The following is a 25,756-nucleotide window of genomic DNA, read 5'->3' on the forward strand; positions in this document are numbered from 1 at the left end:
CACGCGAGCGGCGACCGTGGTCACGGGCGGGCCTGCAGCGAGACCTGGACCCGCTCTCCGGTCCGTACGGCAGCGACGCCGGCCTCGCACACGGCCGCGGCCGCATACCCGTCCCAGGTGCCCGGTCCGTCGATCCTGCCGGCCCGCGCGGCGTCGACGAACCGCTGCAGTTCCGTGGTGTACGCGGTGGCGAACCGCTCGATGAACGTCGGTGCGATCGCCTCCGACCGCTGCACGCCCGCGGTGCCCGGCCCGGTGGTGATCATGCCCCGGTCCAGGCCGATCAGCGCGCTGCCGGCGGAACCGACCAGCTCGGTCCGGACCTGGTAGCCGGCACCGGACCGGGCGAAGATCTCCACCGTCGCGACCCGGCCGCCCTCGGTGGTCAGCAGGACCAGCATCGGGTCCGACTGGCCGTCCGGGGTGCCGGGCGTCGGGGCCGGCTTGATCACCTGGACGGCGGTGATCTCCTCGCCGAGCAGGAACCGAACCACGTCGACCTCGTGCACCACCGAGTCGGTGATCATCATCGAGGAGTCGAACTCGGGCCGGGCCGCCGGATTGCGGTGGACGCAGTGCAGCAGCAGCGGTTCGCCGATGTCGCCGGACATGATCAACTCGCGCAGCTGGACGTACTCGGTGTCGAACCGGCGCATGAAGCCGACCTGGATCAGCGGCGACGGCAGCGCCGCCTCCTGCTGCACGATCCGGTACGCGGACTCGGCGTCGGTGGTCAGGGGCTTCTCGGCGAGCACCGGGATCCCGCGGTCGAGGCAGGCCGCGACCTGCTCGGCATGGAACCGGCCCGGGCTGGCGATCACCACCGCGTCCACGTCCTCGGCCGCGATCGCGGCCAGCGGGTCGGGCTCGACCCGGGCCCCGGGAATCTGCCCGGCGATCTTCTCGGCCTGCTCGGCCCGGGCGTCGTTGATCACCGTCACCCGGGCACCACGGACGACCCGGCTCAGCCGGTCGGCGTGGAAGGCGCCCATCATGCCGACGCCGAGCACGGCGAGCCTGAGATCCCCTTGCTGGTCAGGCATCCTGCTGCACGCCGATCTCGACCGGGGCCCCGCTGCAGCCACGCAGATAGGTGTGCGTGCGCCGCGCGATCGGCAGCGGCACATCGGGATCGCACGGATAGAGGTCCTGCTCGACGATCGCGTACACGTCCCGGCCCAGTTCGGCGACCGCGTCCAGGATCGGGCCCATCGCGGGCAGGCCGTGCGGCGGTTCGATCATGACGCCGCGCTTGACCGCCTCCGGGAAGGACAGGTCCTCCGCCTCGACCACGGCGACCACGTCGGGATCGACCTGTTTCAGGTGCAGATAGCCGATCCGGTCCGGGAACTTCTTGATCAACTCCAGGTTGTCGCCGCCGTAGTAGGAGACGTGCCCGGTGTCCAGGCAGAGGTTGACCCAGCGCGGATCGGTCGACTCGAGCAGCCGTTCGATGTCCGGCTGATAGCCGACGTGGCTGTCGGCGTGCGGATGGAACTGCAGCCGCAGCCCGTACTCGTCGTCGATCCGGCGGCCCAGCTCGTCCAGTTGCGCGGTCAGCGCCTGCCACTGGTCCGCGGTCAGCTCACGGTTCTCCAGCGGCTTGCCGGTCTTGTGATCACGCCACGGGTCGGGGATCACCACCAGGTGCTCACCGCCGACCGCCTGGGTCAGGGACGCGACGTCGGAGACCTGCTTCCACACGTCGTCCCAGCTGTCCGGTCGGTGCAGGTGCTCGAACACCGTGCCGGCCGAGACCTTCAGCCCGTGCCGGTCGAGTTGATCTTGGAGCTGAGCGGGATCGTTCGGCAGATAGCCGTACGGGCCGAGCTCGATCCACTCGTAGCCGGCGGCCGCGACCTCGGTGAAGAACCGGTCCGCCGGCGTCTGCTCCGGGTCATCGGCGAACCAGACGCCCCACGAATCCGGCGCCGAGCCGATGATGATCTTCGACGACACACTACCCTCCTGACGTTTCCTGAGTCGGCCGTAGGTACGGACGCTGGTTCCCCTTGTCCTTCTGGTACACCTCGTACGCGGCCGCGGTGCTGTCCAACTCGGACACCTCACTGACCGGCACGTCCCACCAGGAGTCCGAGTCCGGCGCGCCGAGCAGCGGGTCGGTCTCGACGTGGATCACGGTGCTGGACGTCGATCGTTGCGCGGTGCGGATCGCGGTGATCAACTCGTCCCGGTTCGTCGCCCTGATCACGGCCACGCCGAGGCTCTCGGCGTTAGCAGCAAGATCGACGCCGAGCAGATCCCCGTCCAGCCGGCCGGACTCGGTGCGCTGCCGGTAGCGGGTGCCGAACCGTTGCGAGCCGACCGACTCCGATAGGGCGCCGATCGAGGCGAAGCCGTGGTTCTGCACCAAGATCACGATCAGCTTGAGGTTCTCCTGGACCGCGGTGACCAGCTCACCCGGCATCATCAGGTACGACCCGTCGCCGATCATGACGAACACGTCCCGGTCCGGGCAGGCCATCCGGACGCCGATGCCGCCCGGGATCTCGTAGCCCATGCAGGAGTAGCCGTACTCGACGTGGTAGCCCTTCGGGTCCCGGGTCCGCCACAGCTTGTGCAACTCGCCGGGCATCGAGCCGGCCGCGCAGACCAGCACGTCGCGGGGCGCGGAGAGTTCGTTGACCACGCCGATCACGGCACTCTGGCTGAACCGGCCGCCCTCCCCCGGTTCGGCCTGGTAGGCCGCGGCGACGGTCGCCTCCCACTCGGCCGCCAGCCTGGTGATCAAGCTCTGGTACTCCCCGGCGACGCGGTAGCCGGACAGCCGAGAAGTCAACGCCAGCAGGGATTCCCGGGCGTCGCCGATCACGTCCAGGCCGGCGTGCTTGATCGCGTCCAGCGGCGCCACGTTCAGATTGACGAACTTCACATCCGGGTTGGCGAACGCGGTCCGGCTGGCCGTGGTGAAGTCGGAGTAGCGGGTGCCGATGCCGATCACGACGTCCGCGTCCCGGGCGATCGCGTTGGCCGCCGTGGTTCCGGTGGCGCCGATCGCGCCCAGGCTCTGCGGATGGTCGTAGACCAGACTGCCCTTGCCGGCTTGGGTCTGACCGGCCGGGATGCCGGTCGCCGCGCAGAACTCGGCGAGAGCCTCGGTGGCCCCGGAATAGATCACGCCGCCGCCCGCGACGATCACCGGCCGCTCCGCCGCCGCGATGATCTTGGCCGCGGCCTCGATCCTGGCCGGCTCCGGAGCCGGCCGGCGCAGGTGCCAGACCCGCCGCTCGAACAGTTCGTCCGGCCAGTCGTGCGCCTCGGCCTGCACGTCCTGCGGCAGGCACAGCGTGACGGCGCCGGTCTCGACCGGGTCGGTCAGCACCCGCATCGCGTTCAGCAAGGCCGAGGGCAGCTGCTCGGGGCGCCAGATCCGGTCGAAGTACTTCGACACCGGGCGGAACGCGTCGTTGACGCTGACGTCGCCCGACCCGGGCAGTTCCAGTTCCTGCAGCAAGGGCGAGGCGGCCCTGGTGGCGAAGGAGTCGGCCGGCAGCAGCAGCACCGGCAGCCGGTTGATCGTGGCCAGCGCCGCGCCGGTGATCATGTTCGTGGCGCCCGGCCCGATGCTGGTGGTGACCGCCCAGGCCTGCCGGCGGTTCTTCATCCGCGCGTACGCCACGGCGCTGTGCACCATGGCCTGCTCGTTCCGGCCGAGCACGTACGGCAGCAGGGACGGGTCGGTCAGTTCCGACTCCAGCAGCGCCTGGCCGAGCCCGGCGACGTTGCCGTGGCCGAAGATGCCGAAGCAGCCGGCGATCAAGCGTTCCTCGACGCCGTCATCCTCCAGATACTGGGCGGCCAGAAACCGGACCAGCGCCTGGGCCACCGTCAACCGAGTGGTTCCCATGATCATTCCCTCCCGAGACTCTCGAGATTCCTGTCCGCGTTGGGATCGCCGCCGGCGAGCAGCGTGTCGATCTCGGCCGCGGTGGGCATCGCGGTCGAACACTCCAGTCGGGAGGCGACGATCGCCCCGGCGGCGTTGGCCCGCTGCAGCACCCGTTCCAGCGGCCAGCCGGCCAGCAGCCCGTGCGCCAGCGAGCCGCCGAAGCCGTCGCCGGCCCCGAGGCCGTTCAGCGGCGTGATCATGATCGGCGGCGAGACGACCCGTTCGGTCCGGGTCTTGGCCAGTACCCCGCGCGGACCCTGCTTGACGATCGCCAACTCCACGCCGGCGTCCAGCAGCGCATCGGCCGCCCTGTCCGGGTCGGACTCACCGACCGCGACCTCACACTCCTCCGCATTGCCGACCGCGACGGTCAGCGACGGCAGCGCCTTGGCGATCTGCTCCCGGGCGGCCTCCGGCGACTCCCAGAACATCGGCCGGTAGTCCAGGTCGAGCACCGTGATCGGCTTCCGCTCGCGCGCCTCCAGCACGGTGAAATGCGCGTCCCGGCTCGGCTGCTCGCTGAGCCCGGTCACCGACAGCCACATGACCCCCGCGGCCCGTACCGCGTCGAGGTCGAGGTCGTCCGGCCGTACCTGAAGATCGGGCGCCGTCGGCCGCCGGTAGAACCAGAGCGGGAAGTCGTCCGGCGGGAAGATCTCGCAGAACGTCACCGGCGTCGGGTACTCGGTGTTCGTCACCACGTGCCGGTCGTCCACGCCGAGCCGGCGCAACTCCTGCCGGACATAGCGGCCGAACGGGTCGTCCCCGACCCCGGTGATGATCGCCGCCTCGCGACCCAGCCGGGCCGCGGCCACCGCGACGTTGGCCGTGGTCCCGCCGAGAAACTTGCCGAAGGTCCGGACGTCCTCCAGCCCAACCCCGATCTGCTGCGGATAGATGTCGACGCCGCTCCGGCCGAAGGTGAGCACCTCGTCCACCGATCGCTCCAACTGATCTCTCCTCACGGCGTGACGGGCGGCGCGCGCTCCGACGCTATGCAGCGCCGATCAGCGTGTCAACGCTTTTGTCCTGACATTTCGGACGGCGGCGTCCGCAGGCCGACGATGAACCCGGCACCCCAGCAGAGATGCATCACCGCGAGCACCAGCGGCAGCCGGGCCCGGGCGGCCGGATCGAGCGACTTCGGAGCGGTCAGCGCGCCGCCGAGCACCAGCAGCAGATAGCCGAGCGGGGCCAGGAAGCCCAGCTTCAGCCAGCCGGCCGGCGTGGCCAGGCCGAGCAGCCCGAGCAGGCTGCCGCCGGCGATCCCGGCCACCGCGGTTGGCGGCGCGAGATAGCGGCGGGAGGCCGTCTCCGGATAGCGCCGGCACACCTCGCGGCGCCACTTCCCGGTCTCGTAGAACTGCTTCGCCAGCGCGGCCAGGCTGGACCGCGGCCGGTAGGTGACCCTGAGGTCGGGCGAGAACCAGATGGAACGGCCGCTCTTGCGCAGCCGGTAGTTCAGCTCCCAGTCCTGAGCCCGGTGCATCGACTCGTCGAACCCGCCGACGGCCAGCAGGTCGGCCTTGCGGAACACGCCCAGATAGACGGTGTCGGCCGGGCCCTCCGGCGAGTTCTCCAGATGGAACGTCGAGCCGCCGAGCCCGAGCGGGCTGTTGTAGCCGTACGCGACCGCCCGCTCGAACGGCGTCTCGCCGACCGCGTCCATCACGCCGCCGACGTTGGCCGCGCCGGTCCGGCGGAGCACCTCGACCGCGCGGGCGATGTAGTGGTCGGTCAGTTCGCCGTGGCCGTCGACCCGGACCACGACGTCGTACGTCGCGGCGGCGATGCCGACGTTGAGCGCGGCGGGCGTCTTGCCGGCCGGGTTGTCGACGACCCGTACCCGAGCGTCGGCGGCGGCCAGTTCGGCGGCGATCTCGGCGGTCCGGTCCTGGCTCGGCGCGACGGACAGGATCACCTCGAGCTCGCCCGGATAGTCCTGCTGCAGCACCCGTCCGACCGAGGTCGCCAGGTAGCGCTCCTCGTTCAGCACGGGCATCACGACGCTGACCCCGGGATGATCTTGGTCCACGGTTTCCGGGGACGGCATGGCTGAAGTCACCCGCCTATTCTGCCCACCGAGCCGGGGTTGGGCGAGTCGATCAGTTGGTCGAGCAGATCTCGCCAAGATCATCGGTGTCCGGCTTCGGCTTCTTGGCCGCGTCGGACTTCGGCTCGGCCTTCTTCGTCACGGGCGGCTTCGGCCGGTCCGGGACGACGGGCGGCGGCGGGGTCCGCTGGTCCTTGGGCAGATCGGCGTTCTCGGCGACGGCGATCCTGTTCGCGACCGTGCCCCGGATCACGCCGAAGTCGGGATTGCCGGAATGGATCAGCGGCGGTACGAAAGCGACGCTGGCGATCTTCTGCTCCTTCGCCTTCAGCGCCAGGCCGAGCAGCTTGTCGATCTCGGACGCGGGCACGTCGGACTCGACGATCTCCTCGCCCGCCTTGGCGATCTCGTTGAACTTCGTCAGCACGGTGACCGGCTCCAGCTGGTTCAGCATCGCGTTCATCACGCACTTCTGCCGGGCCATCCGCTCGTAGTCGGACGACCCCTCCCGGGACCGGGCGAACCAGAGCGCGTGATAGCCGTCCATCTTCACGTCGTCGCCGGGCTCGATCCAGCCGAAGATCCGCGACGAGCCGCCGCCGATCGGCACCCGTTTGTGGACGTCGAGGGTAATCCCGCCGACCGCGTCGATCAGCGCCTCGAAGCCCTTCAGGTCGACCATCGCGTAGTAGTTGATCTTGAGCCCGGTGGCGCCCTCGACCGCCTCCTTGGTGGCCTGGACGCCCGGGTCCTTGACCCCGGGATAGAGCTCCTTGTGGTCGCTCGCGTACGTGTAGACGGCGTTCAGCATGCAGGAGTGGTCCGGGCAGCCGAATCCGTTCGGGAACTTCTCCCGCAGCGGCGAACCCTCCGGGAACGGTACGTCCTCGAGGTTGCGCGGCAGGCTGAACAGGACGGTCCGCCCGGTCTCGGCGTCGATGCTGGCCACGGTCAGGCTGTCCGGCCGGAGCCCGACCCGGTTCTTGCCGGCGTCGCCGCCGAGCAGCAGGACGTTGATCCGGCCGGCCTGTGTCTCGGTCCGGCCGCCGCCGGCGAAGACGCCCGCGATCAGCGTCCGCTGCGACGACACGATCCCGGCGGTCGCGAACAGCGCGCCGCAGATCAGCACCACCAGCACCAGGTGCGCGATCGCGAACCCGAGCCGGTGCCGCCGGGCCAGCTCCGGCGGCCGGGACAGCCGCCAGGCGTCCAGCAGCAGCAGCGCCCAGGCGATGCCGACGGCGATCAGCAGCACCTGCACCACCCGAAGCACCGGGTCGGCGGTGAAGAGCGTGATCGCGAGGCCGCGGGCGAAGACGGCCAGCAGCACCGCGATCGCGATCAGGGCCCACAGCACGGCCCAGGCCCGGAGGGCGAACCGGCCGACCCGCTTGTTGCCGGCGGCGAGCTGCGCCGAGCCGGGCAGGACGAGGGTCATCCCGAGGTAGGTCAGTCCGCGGCGCAGTTTGATCCGGTCGCCCGCGCGTTCCACCGCATCCGGCGAGGGGCCGGATTCCTGGCGTCTGAACGGGGAAGTATCCGACACCTGTCTTCCTTTCTGCCTGGTCAGCCCGCATTGGCAGATCGCCGTTCAGTATTCGTTCATGTCGCGGTGAACGCACGCAGGCGCGCCGATCCATACCCTGAAATCGGCGGGTACGCTCATCTGTTATGCCGCCTAGCCAAGACGACTTCGACTGGCTGTACGGCCGCGACCGCAAGTCTGAATCCGAGCCGGAACAGACGCGTGCCCTGTCGCCGGCCGACCAGCAGACCGACCCCGGAAGGCACCCCGCGCAACCGCACCCGGGGCAGCCCTACCAGGCCCCGGCGCAGCCCTATCCGGGGCAGCCGGCCCAGCCGGTCCAGCCGGCACCGCCGCCCGGTGGCGGCCCGGGTGGCCCCGGTCGTCCCGGCGGCCCGGGTCGTCCCGGCGGTCCGGGGGCGCGGCCCAAGAAGCGGCGGACCGGCCGGATCGTGGCCCTGGTGATCATCGCGGTCGTCGTTCTGCTGATCGGCGGCCTGGTCGCCGGCCCGGTCTATGCCTGGAACCGGATCAACCGGGTGGACAACGAGCCCGGCGGCGAGCGGCCGCCGGAGCAGCCCGGCACCGCCCTGCTGCTGGTCGGCTCCGACTCGCGGGAAGGATTGACGCCGGAGGAGCAGAAGCGCCTCGGCACCGGCGACACCGCCGGGAAGCGGACCGACACGATCATGATCTTGTACATGCCCCCGGTCGGCCGGTCCGCGCTGATCTCGGTGCCGCGCGACTCGTTCGTCAAGGTGCCCGGCCGGAGCCAGAAGCACAAGATCAACTCCGCCTACGCCTGGGGCGGCCCGAAACTGCTCGAGGAGACGGTGGAGCTGAACACCGGCCTGCGGATCGACGGGTATCTCGAGGTCGGCTTCGGCGGCTTCGTCAACGTGATCGACTCCGTCGGCGGCATCGAGATGTGCGTCCCCAAGGACATCAAGGACAAGAAGAGCAAGCTGAACGTGAAGAAGGGCTGCCAGCCGTTCGACGGTGCCACCGCGCTCGCGTACGTCCGGATGCGGTACAAGGATCCGCGCGGTGATCTGGGCCGGATGGAGCGGCAGCGCGAGATGATCAGCGCCGTCGCCGAGAAGGCGGCCTCGCCCGCGACCGTGATCAATCCGGTCCGCTACTGGTCCCTGCTCACCGCCAGCTCCGACGCCGTGACGCTCGGCCAGGACACCACCTTCGGTGAACTCTTCGGCGCCGCGATGGCCATGCGCTCCCTGACCGGCAACGGCGGCGGCATCACGCTCACCGTCCCGGTCTCCGACGCCAACGCCTCCACCTCCGCCGGCTCGGCCATGATCTGGGACAAGGACAAGTCCAAGGCCCTGTTCGAGGACCTCGCCAAGGGCGACACCAGCAACCTCGAGAAGTACGCCGATCCCAACTGAACCCGACCCGAAAGATCGCTGACCGGTCACAAGAGCAGGCGTTTGACGGCGTGTCGCTGCGGAAGTGACCGGTCGATGGACGGTCGGAGTGCTGTCCTTGCGCAGTTCCGGGCCGGCGGGCACGCTCCTACCCATGGCGCCGATCACCGTGGTCCTGCTGTCCGCCGAACGCCGTTCCCGGGCAGGGCTGGCCGGGTGACGCCCGACTGGGTGACGGCACGGCTGGACTGGCTCGGCGTGCCGGCCGCCGAGGCCGCCGAACTGGTCGCGTCCTTCCCGTCCGATCCGGGGATCCGTCGCGAGATCGTACGGGCGGGCGAGGCGATCGCCGCCTCGATCGGTGATCATGATCACCGTCCGGTGCTGCCCGAGGTCCCGGAAGACTGGGGTGCCGCGGGCCGCTACTTCGTCGCCTACGCCTGCCTCTCGGTGATCGAGGACGTCGTCCGTGACCACCGTGATCATGGTGTGCCGGACCCGATCTCGGCCCACACCCTGAACGCGCTCAGCCTGAACCTGGAGCGGCACCGCCGGATCTTCGGCACCGGCGGACTGGACGGCCCGGCCTGGGTGATCGACGTCTGGCGCGGCCTGATCTTCCGGCTCGGCCGGCTCGACTACCGCCGGGAGCCGGTCGGTGCGGTGGCCGGCGCGGCCACCGGAAGACCGGCCGACGAGCCCGGGCTCAGCGTCCACATTCCCATCGGCGGTCCGCTCGATCCGGCCGAGTGCGACGCATCACTGGCCCGGACGGCCGCGTTCTTCCGCCGGCACTTCTCCGACGAGTACCCGGCGAACCGGCCGATCATCGGCCACTGCCGGTCCTGGCTGCTCGACCCGCAGCTCGCGGACCGGCTGCCCGCGGACTCCAACATCGTCCGGTTCGGTCGCCGGTTCATGACTACCGACGACGCGGAGCCGGGCGACCGGGAGACCGTACGGTGGGTCTTCGAGACCCCGGATCCCGACGACCTGCAGGCACTCCGGCCGACGACCCGGCTGGAGCACGCCGTCCTCGATCACCTCGCCGACGGCGGTCACTGGCGGATCCAGTTCGGCTGGCTCATCCTGTCCTGAGTCAGTCCAACTGCTGGGCGAGTACGGCCAGCTGGGTCCGGTTCTGGCAGTCCAGCTTGGTCATCAGCCGGGACACGTGACCCTTGACGGTGCTCTCGGCCAGATAGAGCGTACGGGCGATCGCGGCGTTGGAGGCGCCTTCGCCGATCAGCCGGAGCACCTCACGTTCCCGGTCACCAAGATCACCGAGCGCCGGCGATGCGGCCGGCTTCGGGCCGTCGGCCAGCGCGACCAGTCGTCGGGTCGCCTCCGGCGAGAGCACATCGGTGCCGGCCGCGGCCGCGCGCAACGCCTCGCTGATCGCGGCCACCGGGGCGGTCTTGATCGTGTAACCGCGGGCGCCGGCGGCGAGCCCGCCGAGCAGCGCCTCGTCGGTGTCGAGCGCGGTCATCAAGATCACCGCGGGCGGTGGGTCCAGCGCGCCGAGTTCCCGGGTGGCGGCGATGCCGTCGACCCCGGGCATCCGGATGTCCATCAACACGACGTCGGGTCCGGTCCTGATCGCCAGGTCGACCGCCTCGGCACCGTCCGCCGCGACGCCGACGACGTCGATCCCGTCCACCCGGCCGAGGGCGTCGCTCAGATAGTCGCGGACGTACGGGTCGTCGTCGACGATGATCACCGTGAGGCGGGTCATCCGGACACCGCCGCAAGCTCGGCCGCGGGCAGGTCCACCCGGACCGCGAAGCCGCCGGACGGCTCCGGGCCGGTGGTCAACGCGCCGCCGAGCAGCTGACAACGGCTGGCCAGACCGCGCAGGCCGGTACCGGACCCGGAGCCGCGCAGCGCGACGTCCGGCCCCTCGGTCGGCGCTTCGTTGATCACCGCGAGCCGGACCCGGCCCCGGCCGGCGACGAGTTCGATCATGACCGGGCTCTCGGCCGCGTGCTTGGCCGCGTTGGTCAGGGCCTCGCGGGCCGCCCGGAGCAGGCAGCTCCGGACCGCGGAACTGATCATGGTGCGGTCGTCACCGTCGTGGTCGGCCAGGGCGACGGGGCGCCCGAGTCCTTGTTCCTCGGCGACGATTCCGGCCAGTTCCGTGCGCAGGTCCGCCACGGTGCCGGCGCCGTGGTCGGTGGTGGTCGGCTCCCCGGGCCGGGCGGCGGTGAGGTAGTCCCGCAGCGCGGTCAGGGTCTCCGTCGCCGTACGCTCGATCTCGGACAGGCCGTCCCGGACCGGCGGCTCCGTGACGGCGGCCAGCTGCCGGGAGCGCAGCACCACCCGGGTGATCCGGTGCGTGATCACGTCGTGCAAGTCGGCCAGCAGCCGTTCCCGCTCGGCCGTGCGGCGTTCCTGTTCGAGTGCGGCGAGCCGGTCTCTGCGGGCGTCCCCGAGCCGGGACAGCAGCGCGAAGCAGAGGCCGCCGAGCACCGGGGCGATTCCGGCCAGCACCGTGGTCGGCGACGGATCGGCGTTACCGATCGTGACCAGGCACCACAGCGGCAGCGGCGCCAGCCCCAAGATCAACTCCGGCCGGCTCCGCGACTCACTGATCACCCGGTTGCTCGCGATCGCCGCGGCGAACGGGATCCAGACGATCAACTGGTGGTCGTACGCCACCTGCCAGCCGGTCGGCAGCCAGGACGCCGCCACCGTCACCAGCAGCAGGGCCAGCCCGGCGAAGGGCGGGCGCAGGTAACCGACGACCACGACCCCGGCGAGCTGCACCAGGAGCCCGACCACGCCGGTCAGCGGGTCGAGCTGCGGGAAGATCAACATCGCCGTGACCGAGGAGAGCACGGTCAGCACGGCGAGGCCGATGGAGTAGACCCGCTTGATCACTCGTTCACACTAGGGAACGGCGCCGGGCCGGACAACCGTACGAAAGTAGGGTTCAGCTCGCCGGAACGTACGCCTCGCCGTCCAGCACCGGCACCACGTCGCTCGCGCCGGTCTCGGCCGCCAGTGCGACGTCGGCGGCGAAGCCGGCCGCCGCGAGCTCCCGCCCGCTCGCGCAGTCGGCGAGCGCTGCCGGCAGCCGGTCCCGGACCGCCAGATAGGCCTCCGCCGCCATCGCGGCCTCGGCTCCGAGCCCGAAGTCACGGCAGCCGTCCAGCACGGCACCGGCGCCCCACAGGTCCTCGACCGCCGGCCGCAGGGTGCCGTCCGGCCAGCGCTCCCCCGCCGCGACGACCGCCAAGGTCGCTCCGCCTGCCAGGCGCGGCGCCAGCCACCGCCCGACCGCGGCCGCGTTGCGCAGGCAGGCACCGATCACCGTCGCACCCGAATCCCGGAGCCGGAAGGAGATCGCCGATCCGTTCGGCGATGGCAGCACGATCCGTTCGACGCCGTCGACCGCCGCCATCGCCGCCGGGGACGGGCTCACCGGGACGGGAAGTTGATCTTGCTCGAACCGGCCCACGGCGAGCACGGCGGCCCGCTCGGCGGCATAGCCGGTGGCGCGCTCGTCCTGCCAGCGGTACGGATACACGGCGATCCCGCGCTCGACGGCGACGGACAGCGTGGTCGTGAAGGACAAGACGTCGACGACCACGGCATAGTCGGCGCCGTCGACGATCGCCTCCGCACCGGACGGGCCCCAGTCGAACCGGATCCGCTGGCCGGATTGGCGATGCGCGAGCTGCAGGTCCATCACCCCACCGTAGGGGTACGAAAGTCGCCGCGCCGCACCGACGAACGGAACCCGGACCGGTCCGTCCGCCGCTGTGGCAAGGCCGGTGCGGACCGGCACGCTGTTGATCATGATCAAGGTCACCGAACTCGGCAAGCGGTACGGGGAGCGCTGGGCGGTGCGCGACCTCGGCTTCACCGCGCCGTGCGGCCAGGTGACCGGCTTCCTCGGCCCGAACGGAGCCGGCAAGTCGACCACCCTGCGGATGGTGCTCGGCCTGACCCGGCCGACCACCGGCCAGGCCACCATCGACGGCGCCCGGTTCGCCGACCTGCCGACACCGGCCCGGACGGTCGGGGCCCTGCTCGACGCGACCACGTTGCCCGACCACCTGACCGGCGAACAGCAGTTGCGCTGGTTCGCCGCGGCCGCCTCGCTCGACCCGGACCGGATCCCGGTCGTGCTGGACCTGGTCGGTCTCGCCGATCACGGCCGGCGGAAGATCGGCGCCTACTCACTGGGCATGCGGCAGCGACTCGGGCTGGCCTGCGCACTGCTCGGCGACCCGGCCAACCTGGTCCTCGACGAGCCGGTGAACGGGCTCGACCCGGCCGGAGTGCGCTGGCTGCGCGAGCTGCTCGCCGGGCTCGCCGACGAGGGCCGTACCGTGATCGTCTCCAGCCACCTGCTGTCCGAGGTACAGCTGCTCGCCGACCGGGTGGTCGTGATCGGACAGGGCCGGTTGCTGGCCGATCAGCCGTTGGCGGACCTGGTCGGCGCCTCCTCCACAGTGCGGGTCGGATCGGCCGACAACGACCGGCTCACCGAGGCCCTGCGGCCGCACGCGACGATCGAGCCCGATCGGCCGGGAACCTTCACGGTGACCGGGCTTGAGCCGGCCGAGATCGGCCGGATCGCTCTCACCGTAGGGATTCCGTTGAGCGAGCTGTCCCGGATCGGCGGCCTCGAGGAAGCCTTCCTCGCCCTCACCCACGAACACACCCTGACGGAGGCCGGCCGATGATCACCACGTTGCACGCCGAGCTGATCAAGGTCCGCCACTCGCGGACCCTGCGCGCCGTGCTGGCGATCACGATCGGGCTGTCCCTCGGCATCACCGCCCTGGTCACCGCGTTCGGCGGCGCCGCCGTGCTGGCCGAGCACCAGGCCGTCGACGGCGGCGGGAAGTACGAGATCCTGTTCTTCGGCAGCACCTTCGGCGTCTGGGCCTATGCCTTCTTCGCGGCCGGTTTCGCCGCCGCCGAGTTCCGCAACGGCATGATCAACTACACCTTCGCCGCCACCGCGAACCGGAACCGGGTGCTGCTGGCCAAAGCGATCCTGGTCGCCGCCGGCGGACTGATCATCGGCAACGTCACGTCGTTGATCAACTTTGCGCTGACCCAGGGAATGCTGGCCGCGACCGGGCATCCCGCGCTGTGGATCGGCGATCCCGCGCTGCTCCGGGTCCTGCTGGTGTACATCCCGGGCCAGCTGGTGGTCTGGGGCGTCCTCGCCGTGTTCCTCGGCGGGGCACTGCGGACGACCACGCCGACCGTGTTGATCCTGCTCCTGGGCTCCGCGCTGCCCGTGCTCACCGCCCAGTTCCTGCCCGCCACCTGGGGCGAGACCGTGCCGCGCTGGATGCCCGGCGCACTGATCGAGAGCCTGGCCGGACTGGCCGTCCCGGGCTCGCCCGGCTACCTGCCGCTGCCGGCCGCGATTCCCGCGCTCACGGCATGGCTGATCATCTTCGCCGTCGCCGGGTTGCACGGGTACCGCACCCGGGACGTCTGAGGATCAGCCTCCGGACGGCGGGTAGCCCTGCGACGGCGGGGCCTGCGGCGGCTGCCGCTGTTGCGGCTGCTGGGTCTGCTGGGGTTGCTGCGGCGGCTCGGGCGGCAGCGCGCGCTGGGGCTGGGGCTGGGCGGGCGACGGTCCGGGCCCTTGCTGTTCGTACGCCTGTTGCTGCTCGGACCCATGCTGCTGTCCGTACCCCTGCTGCTGGTCGTACCCCCGCTGCCCGTATCCCTGCTGCCCCGGCCCCTGCTGCCCGGGCCCCTGCTGGGATCCCTGCGGCGGGTACGGGCTCGCGGCCGGACGAGGCGGCGCCGGTGCGGCGGGAGGCTGCTTCGGCCGGCTCTCCGGCCGGACCGCGATGACCAGCGCGGAGAGCAGCACGACCATGGCCAGGTAACCCCGCGCGTCGTCCTCGTCGGAGTCGAACACGAAGAAGATGATCACGCCGGCGCCGATGATGCAGATCACCCCGGCGATCGACCGCAGCACTCTCACCCCCGGCAGCAGATAGGCCGCCAGGGTCGCCAGCACGCCCAGCAACGCCAGGCCGGCTACGGCGATCTGGATAATCGGCGCATCGAACACGATCACACTCCTGTCATCCGAGGACGATGCCGAACCCTACCGGCCCGGGTGTTCACCCGGCTACTGGTTCAGCCGCGAGATCCGCTCCCCGAGCAGCAGGGCGAGCACGCTGTCGACGACCCGGACCAGCGAACCGCCGCCGTCTCGATGATCATCGAGGTAGTCGTCCACCGGACCCTCGACCGGGTGGAGCTTCTCCTCCAGCGGCAACGGCACCGAGGAGCAGATCGCCTCGTCGGTCGCCGAGCCGTGGATCAGGAAGTTGTTCACCACCCCGTCGACGCAGTAGTTGCCCTGGAGCGCGTACTGACCGTGGAACGGGCTGTCGTCCACCCGGACCACGTTGACGCCCGGCGCCTTGCGGACCGCCTTCATCGCCTGCTCGTAGGAGGTCTGCGGATCGAACTCGCCCTGCACGACCAGAATGTCGTCGCGCACCTCGCGCGGCAGTTCCGGCAGCTCCTGCAGCGGCTCATCGGTCCACGGGCCGCACACCTCGCTCAGCCCGTATTGCCAACCACCGTAGGGATACCTCGGGCCCTGGCGATCACTGAGCCGCTTGTACCACTCGGTCGTCTCGGTCGGCTGATCGCCGCAGGCGACCGCGAACCGGGTCAGCGGGGCCGGCAGGTAGTCGTCCTGCCCGAGGTTGTTCTTGATCACCAACGCCCGGGTCAGTTTCGCCGCCGGGACGCCGAACCGGTCCTGCGACACCCGGTCGAGCACGGCCCGGTCGGCCTCCGACACCGCGATGCCGTCCAGCGCCTCCTCGTCGGCGGCCATCGACGCGACGACCAGCAGGGTGAGGATCCAGCCGATCTGGCTGCCGTTCCCGATGAACATCGCGTCGTAGCTGTTGCCGTCGATGCCGTACTCGGCGGCGACCTCGCGGCCGCGCTCGACCGCCTCCTGCGCCTCCTCGACCGTGTCGCCGAAGACCTCCGGCGCGATCCGGTTCGCCCAGGGCAGGAAGACGTCGTCGATCTGCCGCTGCCCCATCCGCGGGAAGTCCTCGAAGTCAGCCATCAGCCGGCCCTGCCAGTCGACATTGGAGTCCAGCACCATCCGGCCGGCGTGCTCGGGGAACATCGAGGCGTACTTCGCACCGAGCCAGCTGCCGTACGAATAGCCGATGTAGTTGATCTTGTCGACGCCGAACAGGGTCCGCAGCAGATCAAGATCGTGAGCGGTCTGCCAGGTCGTGATGTAGGGCGTGACGGCCTGGCTCTGGCAGGCCTCGGCGACGGCCCGGGCGGCCTTCTGGTTCTCCGCGATCGACTCGGGCGAACGATCCCGGGCATCCAGCGGCCCGTCCGGCAGCCGGCCGACCGGTACCTCGCAGGTCAGCATGTCCTTCGGCAGTTCCTCGTACGAGCCGAGCCGGCCGGTGCCGCGCGGGTCCATCCCGACCAGGTCGTAGCCGACGTTGAGGTCGGGCTGCAGTTCGGCCAGTGCCGCCGGCAGGTCGGTCCCCTGGCCGCCCGGCCCGCCCGGGTTGGTCACCACGATGCCGCGGCGGCCGTCCGCGCCGGTCGCGACGACCCGGCTGACCTGCACCGTCAGGTCGTCCCCGGCGGCCGGTTCCGCCCAGTCGCGCGGCACAGTCATCAGGGCGCACTCGACCGGGACGGCGGCCTCGAAGCCGCACGCACCCCAGTCGAGTTTCTGTTCCGTGTAAGGAGAAGAGGCGGTCTTGGCCGTGGCCGGCAGTGCCGTGGCGGCGATCATGGATAGAGTCGCGATCGTGGCCAGGCCCGCAGTCACACCGGTCTTCCAGCGAGGCATATCCCTGCTTTCGTGTCGGAGTCGTCGCCGACACTATCGACCATCGCGCACCACCGGCGACGGGCAACGCCGGGGCCGCGGTGATCAAATTCACGACTTGAGCAATTGGCGCGCCATCACGATCCGCTGTACCTGGTTGGTGCCCTCGTAGATCTGGGTGATCTTGGCGTCCCGCATCATCCGCTCGACCGGATAGTCCTTCGTGTAGCCGTACCCGCCGAGCAACTGCACCGCGTCGGTGGTGATCTCCATCGCGACGTCGGAGGCGAAGCACTTGGCGGCCGCACCGAAGTAGGTCAGGTCGGCGTCCTCGCGCTGCGACTTGGCCGCCGCCGCGTAGGTCAACTGCCGGGCCGCCTCCAGCTTCATCCCCATGTCGGCGATCATGAACTGGATGCCCTGGAAGTCCGCGATCGCCTTGCCGAACTGGGATCGCTCCTTGACATAGCCCGCGGCGAAGTCGAGCGCGCCCTGGGCGATCCCGATCGCCTGCGCGGCGATGGTGACCCGGGTGTGATCAAGCGTGCGCATCGCGGTGGCGAAGCCGGTGCCGGGCTCGCCGATCAGGCGGCTGGCCGGCACCCGTACCTGATCAAGGTAGACCTCGCAGGTCGGTGAGCCCTTGATCCCGAGCTTCTTCTCCGGCGCGCCGAAGGACACTCCATGATCATTCTTCTCGATCACGAACGCACTGATGCCACGGCTGCGGGCGTCGGGAGCGGTGACCGCGAACACCGTGTAGAACTCCGAGACGCCGGCGTTGGTGATCCATCGCTTCACCCCGTTCAGCACGTAATGATCACCGTCGGCGACCGCCCGGGTCTTCATCGACGCCGCGTCCGAACCGGCCTCCGGCTCGGAGAGACAGTACGAGAACATCGCCGCCCCGGACGCCACCGGCGGCAGGTAGGCCTGCTTCAGCTCGTCGCTGCCGGAGAGCAGGATCGGCATCGTGCCCAGCTTGTTGACCGCCGGGATCAGCGACGACGAGGCGCAGGCCCGGGCCACCTCCTCGATCACGATCGCCGTCGCCAGCGCGTCCGCGCCGACCCCGCCGTACGACTCCGGCACGTGCGGGGCGTGGAAGTCGGAGGCCCGCAGCGCGTCGTACGCGGCCTGCGGGAACGTCGCCGTCTCGTCCACCTCGGCCGCATTCGGCGCGACCTTGGCGTCGCACACCTCGCGGACCGCCGCCCGGAACGCCTCGTGCTCCTCCGTCGGGGTGTAGATCTCACTGAAGTCGGTCACGCTGGACACACTAAACCGGGGCGATGAGTTTCCGGCACGGGCCGAGTCGGTAACGACAACCGCTAAGGAAGGAAGCCAGATGTCCGAACCGAAGTCCTTCACGCTGGACGTACCCGGTGCCGTGCTGCACTACGACGTCCGGGAGAGCGACAGCACCGAGCCGCCGCTGCTGCTGATCGGCTCGCCGATGGACGCCGTCGGGTTCACCACCCTCGCCGGCCATTTCGCCGACCGCACCGTGGTCACCTACGACCCGCGCGCGGCCGGCCGCAGCCGGCGCACCGACGGCGCCGCTCGGACCACGCCGGACGAGCACGCCGACGACCTGCACCGGCTGATCGACGCCGTCGGCGGCGGGCCGGTGGACATCTTCGCGAGCAGCGGCGGTGCCGTGAACGGACTGGTCCTGGCCGCACGGCATCCCGAACAGGTCCGCACGCTGGTCGCCCACGAGCCGCCGGCGACCCAGGTGCTGCCGGACCGGGCCGCCGCGCTGGCTGCGGTGACCGACATCAACGAGACGTACCTGAAGAGCGGGATGGGCCCCGCGATGGCGAAGTTCATCATGCTGGTCAGCCACCAGGGCGAGATCCCCGCCGACTTCCCGCAGTGGCCGGTCGACCCGACGCAGTTCGGCCTGCCGACCGAGGACGACGGCACCCGCGACGACGCGCTGCTCGGCCAGAACATGATCGACTGCAACTATTACGAGCACGATTTCGACGCCCTGCGCGCCGCTCCGGCCCGGATCGTCGTCGCCGTCGGCGAGAAGACCGGCGCAGCTCTCCCGCGCCGTACCGGAGAGATCGTGGCCGAGCGGATCGGGCAGCGGCCGGTGATCTTCCCCGGCGACCACGGCGCGTTCATGGGCGGCGAATACGGCATGCCGCCCGGCGAGCCGGACGCGTTCGCGGCCAAGCTCCGCGAGGTCCTCGCGGGCTGACCGGTCAGCCGGCCGGGGCGAGGAGTTCGCGGGCCAGCGCCTCGCCCCACCACTGCTCGATCCGGTCGGGCGACCAGGAGCGTTCGACGCGCAGGGTGGCGAAGACGTCGAGGTTGCACAGCGCCGCATAGATGTCGACGGCGGTCGGGACGTCCAGGCCCGGGCGGAGCGTGCCGTCGGGCCAGGACGCGAACACCTCGGTACGCAGCTCGCCGACCTGCCGGCGGCCCTTCAGATAGAAGTCGGCGAAGTCGGGCTCGGTGCGACCGGCGTCCCGGATCAGCGCGATGAGGTCGCCGGCCCGCTCGAACAGCCGCCGGTCGTAGGCCGCCATCGCCGCCAACTGCCGCCGCGGGTCGTCGGTGGCCTCCAGCTCGTCGAGTTGCTGCGGCAGGCCGGCGGCCAGGTCCGCCGCGTCGGCCAGAGCCCAGACCAGACCGGCCTTGTTCTGGTACGCGGCATACACGGTCGGCACCGCCACGCCCGCCTCCCGTGCGACGTCGCGCACCGTGGTCGCCGCCCAGCCCTGGGAGACGAACAGCCGCCGCGCCGCCTCCGCGATCTCCGCGCGGGTCTGCTGGGCCTGCGACACGCGGCGCAGCGAGGTGTACCGGCGCCGACCGGTCTCGTTCTCCATGATTGCGGTCTGACTTTCCGTAGCTTACATTCGATATATGCACTGTAATCTGAATTTGTGGTCCCGGTGAGCATCACCAGTCTGGCGGGTCTGGCCGGCCTCGGCTTCGTCCTGCTCGCCGTCGTCATCAACGTCGTCTATCTCCGGGTCGGGCTGCCGATGCCTGGCGCCCGGCTGTCCCTGGCCGCCACCGAGGCGCTGGCCGGCGCCGGGCAGCGGATCAAGGCGCCCTCGGTGTTCGCCCCGGCCGGCTGGCTGTGCACCACGCTGTTCGCTGCCGGGCTGCTCGGCGCGCTCTGGCGTCATGATCAACTCGCGAGCAACAGCTGGGCCCTGGTCGGGTTCGCCGGCGTGCTGATGCAGAACGCCGCGTTCATGGTGGTCGAAGCCCTCCGCTTCGGGATGGCCGAGGCCGCCCGGCAGGGGCGTGCGTCGGTGGCCGGGCTGTGGGTGTTCGGCAACGTGCTGTTCGGCTTCAACCAGGTCTTCCTGGCCGTCGCCGTGCTCGGCTTCACCGCCGCCGGAGCGACCCTCGGGCTCATCCCGGCCTGGCACGCCTGGCTCGGCTGGATCAGCGCCGCCCTGCTCTTCGCCTCCGCCACCGTCGCCCCGTACAACGCCGACGGCACCAACCGCGTCGCCGTCATCGGCCTGATCGGCTGGCTCGGCTGGGCCGCCTGGATCGTCGCCTACGCCATCACCCTGCTCCGCCTCTGACCCACGGCGATGCAGAGTGAATTTCCGCCGGTCAGTCGCGGCGGAAATTCACTGCCGAACTCGCTCTCGGCAGGTCAGGACCTGTGAAGGAGGTCGCGGAGCACCTGGGGGTAGTTCGTGATGATGCCGTCGACGCCCCAGTCCCGGGCCCGGCGCATGCCCTGGCCGTCGTTCACCGTCCAGACGTGGATCTCCAGATCCTGATCATGAACCAGGTCGACGGTCGCCTGGTCGATCACGCCGAGGGCGGGGTTCACCTGCTCGGCCCAGGTCGCGGCCGCCTCGATGTCGGCAGCGGTCGGCTTGGACCCGTAGAGCAGGCCGACCGGGACCTCCGGCGCGATCTCCTTGTAGTCGCGCAGCCAGGCGTGGTTGAAGGACTGGACGACGATCCGGCCGGCCTTCAGCGCCTTCCGGAGGGCCGGCACCGAGTTCAGTTCCCGGTCCAGGTCCTTCTCGATCCCGGGATAGAGCTCCGGCGCCTTCGGCTCGAGAAGCATCCGCGCGTTGCCGACGGCCGCACCCCATTCCGCCAGCGTCGGCACCCGCTCACCGGCGAACTCGGGGCCGAACCAGGAGCCGGCGTCCAGCTTCTTGATCTCGGCCAGCGTGAAGTCGCCGACCTTCCACGGCGCGCGATCCGGGAACACCTGCTCGACGTCGGTGGTCCGGGCCAGCGTCGTGTCGTGCATGATCACCAACTCGCCGTCCTTGGTGCGCTGGACGTCGTTCTCGACGGTGTCGGACCGGTGCCGCAGCGCCTGCCGTACGGCAGCGAGGGTGTTCTCCGGAGCGACGCCGGAGGAGCCGCGGTGCGCGATCACCTCGGGGTCGCGGTTCCGGTCGGCGGCGGCGGCGCTCGGGGCCGCGACGGGCACGATCAGGGCGGCGGCGAGGCTGGCGAGCAGCGGTACGAGGGTACGGGCAGGGCTGGGCATGACTACCTCCGAGACGGACCGGGCGGATCGACGCGCGTCATGCTGGTGCGCCCGCGACAACGCCCGGTTACCAGTGACTGAATGGGACCGGTCGGCTTGACCGCGATCGGGTGCCCCGGGCTGAGGGAGACTTGACGGCATGGATGGCGTTGCGGGGAGTCAGTCCGAATATCTGGCCCCGTTCGAGGTGTCGCGGGCGGCCGAGGAGTTGTACGGGGAGCTGCTGCGAACGCCCGGCGGCGGCGACCGGATCGATCATGACGCGGTGGCGGAGCTGACCCGGGTCGGCCTGGTCCGGGCGGAGGACGGTGGCGTGGTCGCGGTGCCGGTCCGGCTGGCGGTCGAGCGGTGGGTGATCGAGCAGGAGGCACGGATCCGCCGGGCCCGGCTCGCGGCCAGTCACTACGCGTCGATCCAGGGCACCACCTCGGGCGGATTCCTCGAGGTGATCCGGGGCATCGACCAGGCCCGCGAGGCGATGCACCAGGTGGAGACGGGCGCCGAGCGGGAGGTGCTCTGCTTCGACCGAGCGCCGTACTTCAGCCAGCGCAAGGGCACCATCTCGCCGGTCCAGGAGGCGGCGACCCACCGCGGCGTGAAGTACCGGGTGGTCTACCAGCAGGCCGTCCTCGAGGACCCGTTGATCATGGCCGCGGTACGGAACTCGAACGGGCTCGAGGAGGCCCGTACCTATCCGGACGTTCCGGTGCGGATGATCATCGCCGACGAGGAACGAGCCCTGCTGCTGCTCCCGTACGGCAGCACGCCCGGCACCGACGGCGCGCGGACCGACGACCCGGTGGACGCGGACGCCGTGCTGGTCCACCCGTCGACCCTGCTGGAGGCCCTGGTCCGGCTGTTCGACTCGATCTGGTCGCTCGCCGTCCCGATCTCGTCGCTGGACGACTCCTCCTGGGCCGACGAGCACCGGCAGCTGCTGCAACTGCTGGCGACCGGGCTGACCGATGCCTCGATCGCCCGTGAACTCGGCGTCAGCGAGCGCACGGTGCAGCGGCGGATCAACCGGCTGCACCAGCTGCTCGGCGCCAGCCCCCGGTTCCTGCTCGGCGTCCAGGCGGCCAAGCGGGGCTGGATCTGAACTGTCCGAAACCGGACATTGCCGGATCGCGCCAGCGCTGAGACTGTCGGCGGCTCGGTCTCCTTTGGTTCATTGACCCCACACGAATCCGCCCGGATCAGGGCGTTGAATTCTCGGGAGGGCGCATGAATCAGTCAAGATCATCCTCAGCTGCGGGCCGAGCCTCACGTCCACGATCATCGTGGCGCCGGTGGGTCGGCCTGCTCCTGGCACCCGCGTTGGCGGTGTCGTCGGCGGTCTACGCAACGTCGACCCCGGCCGCCGCGGCGAGCAAGGTACCCGACGTCGCCAAGCTGGCCGGCGACCTGGCCCAGCAGAAACTGACCTGGGAGCAGTGCGACTTCGGCGACCCGGCGCTGAACGATCGCTTCAACGTGCCGAACGTCTCCTGCGCGACGGTCGTCGTGCCGCGGGACTGGCACGATCCGGGCAACGGCAAGACCTGGAACATCCGGATCTCGCAGGCGAAGAACATCGAGCCGGACAACGCGCGCTACCAGGGCACGATGTTCGTCAACCCGGGCGGCCCGGGCGGTGAGGGCCTGATCTGGGGCCCGGTCATGCAGGAGCGCACGCCGGACCTGAACCCCTACTACAACTACGTCGGCTTCGACCCGCGCGGCGTCGGGCAGAGCAGCCACGCCTCGTGTTCGTACGAGTGGGACTCCGCCTCCACCGATCCGTACGCCGAACTGAAGGCGGCCGGCAAGGCCTGCTCGGCCAACGAGGACGTACGGACGATCAGCACCGAGCAGACCGTCTACGACATGGACTTCATCCGGCATCTGCTGAAGGCGCCGAAGCTCAGCTATGTCGGCTACTCCTACGGGACCTGGCTCGGTACCTGGTACGAGAACGTGTTCGGCGCCAAGTACGGCGGCCGGTTCCTGCTGGACTCCTCGATCGACACCACCCAGCCGACGCTGCAGTCGACCTGGGACCTGCAGCCGATCGCCCGGGACCGGCAGTTCACCATGCACATGATCAACTGGATCGCCCGGCACCACGAGACGTACGGTCTCGGCGAGGATCCGTATCGGATCAGGGAGCGCTACTTCGCGGCGACGGCGAAGCTGGACCCGTTCACCGTGGTGCTGGTCTGGGTGCTGTTCGGCGGCGCCGGGGCGTTCGGCTACAACGCCGACTACCCGCTGGCCGGCGACGTGGTGCAGATCTTGATCGAACTCGGCGAGAGCGGTGACGCGGCGCTGAGGAAGGCGGATGCGAGCAACCCGGCGGTGACCGCCGACACCCTGCTGGCCAAGATCGAGAAGTCGGCCGCCGGCCAGCGGCAGGCCAAGATCAAGAACGCCCGGGAGCAGATCGCGCCGCTGACCAAGATCGCCACCGCGGAGCAGGACCGGCAGCGGTCGGCGCGGTCCGCCGAAACCCTCGAGACCGGCGTGTTCGAGGACCCGTTCGACATGATCAGGTGCAACGACGGCCAGTGGACGCAGGGCTCCGCGTACTGGGACGCCCACAACGCCAAGCAGGCGAAGAAGGCACCGCTGTCGGCGCAGTGGGGCATCCTCGACGCTCCGCCGCTCTGCGCGTTCTGGCGGACCAACACCCTGATGCCGGTCGCGGACGCGAAGACGTTCCCGGCCACGGTGGTGCTGCAGGGTGAGCTCGATTCGCAGACCGGTTGGGAGGGCGGCTACCGGGCCGGCGTCAAGCTGCCGAACACGAGCTTGATCACGATCGACAACGAGGGCTCGCACGGCCACTTCCCGTACGGCACCGAGCAGGTCGACCGGCCGATCATCAACTACTTCCTGACCGGGAAGCAGCCGAAGAACATCGCGGTCACGCAGGCGCTGCCGCTGGTCCGGGACGCGAAGACGTACCAGTCCTGGGCGAAACTCAATAAGAAGGCCAAGCACGTCGGCGGCACCGTGACCTCGCCGTGGGTCCCGGCCGAGGCCCCGACCAAGATCAACGCCAGCGACGCGGGCGCCGACCTGCTCGCCGCCGGGCTCTCGGAACAGCTGCTGCGGCAGCGGGTCCGGGACGTGTACGGCGAGAAGGGCGTGGACGCGCTGAACCGGAACGGAACCCTGTAGCCGCAGAGGAACACCGCGCCCTGAGCCTGTCGAAGGGCCAAGGCACATCGGGCCCAGCCCTTCGACAAGCTCAGGGAACGTTGTGGTTAGGGCGCGATGCGGTGCAGGTCCCGCGGGAACAGGGTGACCTCGCGGACGTTGGCGGCGCCGGTCAGCTGCGCCACGAACCGTTCCAGCCCGATCGCGAAACCGCCGTGCGGCGGCATCCCGTAGCCGAAGGTGGCCAGGTAGTCGGCGTACGGCTCCGGGTCCTCACCGCGCGCGGCGAGGGCCGCCCGGTAGTCGGCCAGCCGGTGCAGCCGCTGGCCGCCGGTGACCAGTTCGGTGCCCCGGAAGATCAGGTCGAACGAGTTCGTCCACCGGTGATCATCCGGCTGCGGGTGCGTGTAGAACGGCCGCTTGACCGCCGGATAGCCTTCCACGGCAAGGAAATCCGAGCCGTGCTCGGTCCGCGCCCACTCGCCCAGCCGGCGCTCGTGCTCCGGCGCCAGGTCCGGCTCGCCGGGATCGGCGCCGACCAGCGCGAGCGCCTCGGCGAAATGGATCACCGGGAACTCGGCCGGCACCGCCGGCAGGTCGAGGTCCGCTCCGGGAACGGCCGCCACCGCTTCGATCATGGCCGCGATCACCGACCGGAGCATGGTGATCACGTCCCGGTGATCATGGATGAAGCCGAACTCGGCGTCCAGCGAGGTGTACTGCGCCAGGTGCCGGACCGTGTCGTGCGGTTCGGCCCGGAACACCGGCCCGACCTCGAAGACCCGCTCGAACACGCCGACCATGATCTGCTTGTAGAACTGCGGCGACTGGGCCAGGTAGCCGGGCCGGCCGAAGTAGTCGAGCCGGAACACGTTCGCGCCCGACTCGGTCGCGCCGCCGACCAGCTTCGGGGTGGCGATCTCGGTGAAGTCCTGCGCCTCCAGCGCGCCACGGAAGGCCTGCAGGGCCGCCGCGGCCAGCCGCCAGACCCGTTGCCGGGCCGGGTGCCGCCAGGCCAGCGCGGCATGGTCGAGCAGCGTCGGCAGCGAGGCCTTCAGCCCGGGTCGCCACAGCTCGAGCGGCGGCGGGCCGTCCGGCTCGCCGAGCACCTCCAGCTCCGGGTCGACCAGCTCGACGCCGCCCGGTGCCTGCGGGTTCGCGACGGCCCGGCCGGTGGCCCTGATCACGGTCTCCTCGCCGAGTTGCTCGGCGCGCTCGCGGTCCTCGGTGATCACCACCTGGGCCAGCCCGGACCGGTCCCGGATGATCAGGAAGAGCACCGAGGCGAGCCGGCGCCGCCGGTGCACGAAGCCCTCGATCATGACCGTCTCGGCCGGCCGAAGATCACCAGCCAAGGTTCGTCGCAAGGATGTGGATGTGGTCATCTGTGTTCACCTCCTGGTAGCTGTTGCCCCGGGA

At 70.4% G+C, this 25,756-nt stretch carries 24 protein-coding genes; 9 read left to right on the plus strand and 15 right to left on the minus strand.

Translation table 11 applies throughout. The annotated features are described in order from the left end of the window. Positions 1-20 precede the first annotated feature (20 nt). The 6 genes from BKA15_RS10325 to BKA15_RS10350 form a co-directional block, all read right to left on the minus strand. Positions 21-1,043 (minus strand): Gfo/Idh/MocA family protein, encoded by a 1,023-nt coding sequence (locus BKA15_RS10325; RefSeq protein WP_179750471.1) that lies wholly within the window; start codon positions 1,041-1,043, stop codon positions 21-23. Next, positions 1,036-1,959, minus strand: coding sequence for a sugar phosphate isomerase/epimerase family protein (locus BKA15_RS10330; RefSeq protein WP_179750473.1), 924 nt, complete (start codon positions 1,957-1,959; stop codon positions 1,036-1,038). Before BKA15_RS10330 ends, BKA15_RS10325 begins: the two co-directional genes overlap by 8 nt. Before the next feature lies 1 nt (position 1,960). Further along, the gene (gene iolD, locus BKA15_RS10335; RefSeq protein WP_218871186.1) at positions 1,961-3,874 is read right to left on the minus strand and encodes a 3D-(3,5/4)-trihydroxycyclohexane-1,2-dione acylhydrolase (decyclizing); all 1,914 of its coding nucleotides are present in this window, start codon (positions 3,872-3,874) and stop codon (positions 1,961-1,963) included. After that, positions 3,871-4,860, minus strand: coding sequence for a 5-dehydro-2-deoxygluconokinase (iolC, locus tag BKA15_RS10340; protein ID WP_179750477.1), 990 nt, complete (start codon positions 4,858-4,860; stop codon positions 3,871-3,873). The genes iolD and iolC overlap by 4 nt, the downstream gene beginning before the upstream one ends. Before the next feature lie 65 nt (positions 4,861-4,925). After that, positions 4,926-5,963, minus strand: a complete 1,038-nt coding sequence (locus BKA15_RS10345; protein WP_179758368.1) for a glycosyltransferase family 2 protein — start codon at positions 5,961-5,963, stop codon at positions 4,926-4,928. Between the two features lie 52 nt (positions 5,964-6,015). After that, complete coding sequence (locus BKA15_RS10350; RefSeq protein WP_179750479.1) at positions 6,016-7,509, minus strand: LCP family protein; 1,494 nt, start codon at positions 7,507-7,509, stop codon at positions 6,016-6,018. Positions 7,510-7,634: 125 nt separating this feature from the next. On the opposite strand from BKA15_RS10350, the gene BKA15_RS10355 reads away from it, so the two are divergent. From BKA15_RS10355 to BKA15_RS10360, 3 genes are all read left to right on the plus strand, one after another. Continuing rightward, positions 7,635-8,894, plus strand: a complete 1,260-nt coding sequence (locus tag BKA15_RS10355; RefSeq protein ID WP_179750481.1) for an LCP family protein — start codon at positions 7,635-7,637, stop codon at positions 8,892-8,894. Positions 8,895-8,958: 64 nt separating this feature from the next. Next, the gene (locus BKA15_RS36815) at positions 8,959-9,093 is read left to right on the plus strand and encodes a hypothetical protein (protein ID WP_312878930.1); all 135 of its coding nucleotides are present in this window, start codon (positions 8,959-8,961) and stop codon (positions 9,091-9,093) included. Next, positions 9,090-9,971: an acyltransferase domain-containing protein gene (locus BKA15_RS10360; protein ID WP_179750482.1), complete on the plus strand. Its 882-nt coding sequence runs from the start codon at positions 9,090-9,092 to the stop codon at positions 9,969-9,971. Before BKA15_RS36815 ends, BKA15_RS10360 begins: the two co-directional genes overlap by 4 nt. Position 9,972: 1 nt before the next feature. Here BKA15_RS10360 and BKA15_RS10365 read toward each other — a convergent pair whose 3' ends face one another. The 3 genes from BKA15_RS10365 to BKA15_RS10375 are packed head-to-tail and all read right to left on the minus strand — an operon-like array spanning position 9,973 to position 12,564. Further along, entirely contained in the window at positions 9,973-10,608 is a 636-nt protein-coding gene (locus BKA15_RS10365) for a response regulator (RefSeq protein ID WP_179750484.1), read from the minus strand. After that, complete coding sequence (locus BKA15_RS10370; RefSeq protein ID WP_179750486.1) at positions 10,605-11,753, minus strand: sensor histidine kinase; 1,149 nt, start codon at positions 11,751-11,753, stop codon at positions 10,605-10,607. The genes BKA15_RS10365 and BKA15_RS10370 overlap by 4 nt, the downstream gene beginning before the upstream one ends. A gap of 52 nt (positions 11,754-11,805) precedes the next feature. Next, positions 11,806-12,564, minus strand: coding sequence for a 2-phosphosulfolactate phosphatase (locus BKA15_RS10375; RefSeq protein WP_179750488.1), 759 nt, complete (start codon positions 12,562-12,564; stop codon positions 11,806-11,808). Between the two features lie 109 nt (positions 12,565-12,673). Between BKA15_RS10375 and BKA15_RS10380 the strand changes: the two genes are divergently transcribed. Beyond that, a complete protein-coding gene (locus BKA15_RS10380; RefSeq protein WP_179750490.1) occupies positions 12,674-13,567 on the plus strand; it encodes an ABC transporter ATP-binding protein in 894 nt (297 codons plus the stop codon). Further along, positions 13,564-14,340: a hypothetical protein gene (locus BKA15_RS10385; RefSeq protein WP_179750492.1), complete on the plus strand. Its 777-nt coding sequence runs from the start codon at positions 13,564-13,566 to the stop codon at positions 14,338-14,340. Before BKA15_RS10380 ends, BKA15_RS10385 begins: the two co-directional genes overlap by 4 nt. A 3-nt stretch (positions 14,341-14,343) precedes the next feature. Here the strand turns inward: BKA15_RS10385 and BKA15_RS10390 are convergent, their stop codons facing one another. The 3 genes from BKA15_RS10390 to BKA15_RS10400 form a co-directional block, all read right to left on the minus strand. Next, positions 14,344-14,928 carry a hypothetical protein gene (locus BKA15_RS10390; protein ID WP_179750494.1) on the minus strand — a complete coding sequence of 195 codons (585 nt, stop codon included), beginning with the start codon at positions 14,926-14,928 and terminating at the stop codon, positions 14,344-14,346. Between the two features lie 60 nt (positions 14,929-14,988). Continuing rightward, complete coding sequence (locus BKA15_RS10395; RefSeq protein ID WP_246322310.1) at positions 14,989-16,656, minus strand: alpha/beta fold hydrolase; 1,668 nt, start codon at positions 16,654-16,656, stop codon at positions 14,989-14,991. A gap of 147 nt (positions 16,657-16,803) precedes the next feature. Beyond that, positions 16,804-17,961: an acyl-CoA dehydrogenase family protein gene (locus BKA15_RS10400; RefSeq protein WP_179750498.1), complete on the minus strand. Its 1,158-nt coding sequence runs from the start codon at positions 17,959-17,961 to the stop codon at positions 16,804-16,806. A 79-nt stretch (positions 17,962-18,040) separates the two neighbouring features. On the opposite strand from BKA15_RS10400, the gene BKA15_RS10405 reads away from it, so the two are divergent. Then, positions 18,041-18,904, plus strand: a complete 864-nt coding sequence (locus tag BKA15_RS10405; RefSeq protein WP_179750500.1) for an alpha/beta fold hydrolase — start codon at positions 18,041-18,043, stop codon at positions 18,902-18,904. 4 nt (positions 18,905-18,908) lie between these two features. Here the strand turns inward: BKA15_RS10405 and BKA15_RS10410 are convergent, their stop codons facing one another. Beyond that, positions 18,909-19,541 (minus strand): TetR/AcrR family transcriptional regulator, encoded by a 633-nt coding sequence (locus tag BKA15_RS10410; protein WP_179750502.1) that lies wholly within the window; start codon positions 19,539-19,541, stop codon positions 18,909-18,911. 66 nt (positions 19,542-19,607) lie between these two features. On the opposite strand from BKA15_RS10410, the gene BKA15_RS10415 reads away from it, so the two are divergent. Further along, entirely contained in the window at positions 19,608-20,258 is a 651-nt protein-coding gene (locus tag BKA15_RS10415) for a hypothetical protein (RefSeq protein ID WP_179750504.1), read from the plus strand. 74 nt (positions 20,259-20,332) lie between these two features. Here the strand turns inward: BKA15_RS10415 and BKA15_RS10420 are convergent, their stop codons facing one another. After that, on the minus strand, positions 20,333-21,196 hold the full coding sequence (locus BKA15_RS10420) for a glycerophosphodiester phosphodiesterase (protein WP_179750506.1): 864 nt from the start codon (positions 21,194-21,196) through the stop codon (positions 20,333-20,335). A gap of 139 nt (positions 21,197-21,335) precedes the next feature. Between BKA15_RS10420 and BKA15_RS10425 the strand changes: the two genes are divergently transcribed. Next, positions 21,336-22,295, plus strand: coding sequence for a helix-turn-helix transcriptional regulator (locus BKA15_RS10425; RefSeq protein WP_179750508.1), 960 nt, complete (start codon positions 21,336-21,338; stop codon positions 22,293-22,295). Between the two features lie 224 nt (positions 22,296-22,519). Then, on the plus strand, positions 22,520-24,358 hold the full coding sequence (locus BKA15_RS10430; protein ID WP_312879680.1) for an alpha/beta fold hydrolase: 1,839 nt from the start codon (positions 22,520-22,522) through the stop codon (positions 24,356-24,358). Between the two features lie 86 nt (positions 24,359-24,444). Here the strand turns inward: BKA15_RS10430 and aspS are convergent, their stop codons facing one another. Next, positions 24,445-25,722 (minus strand): aspartate--tRNA(Asn) ligase, encoded by a 1,278-nt coding sequence (gene aspS, locus BKA15_RS10435; RefSeq protein ID WP_179750512.1) that lies wholly within the window; start codon positions 25,720-25,722, stop codon positions 24,445-24,447. Positions 25,723-25,756: the final 34 nt, after the last annotated feature.

This window comes from Microlunatus parietis, from assembly GCF_013407955.1.
Lineage (GTDB): Bacteria > Actinomycetota > Actinomycetes > Propionibacteriales > Propionibacteriaceae > Microlunatus > Microlunatus parietis.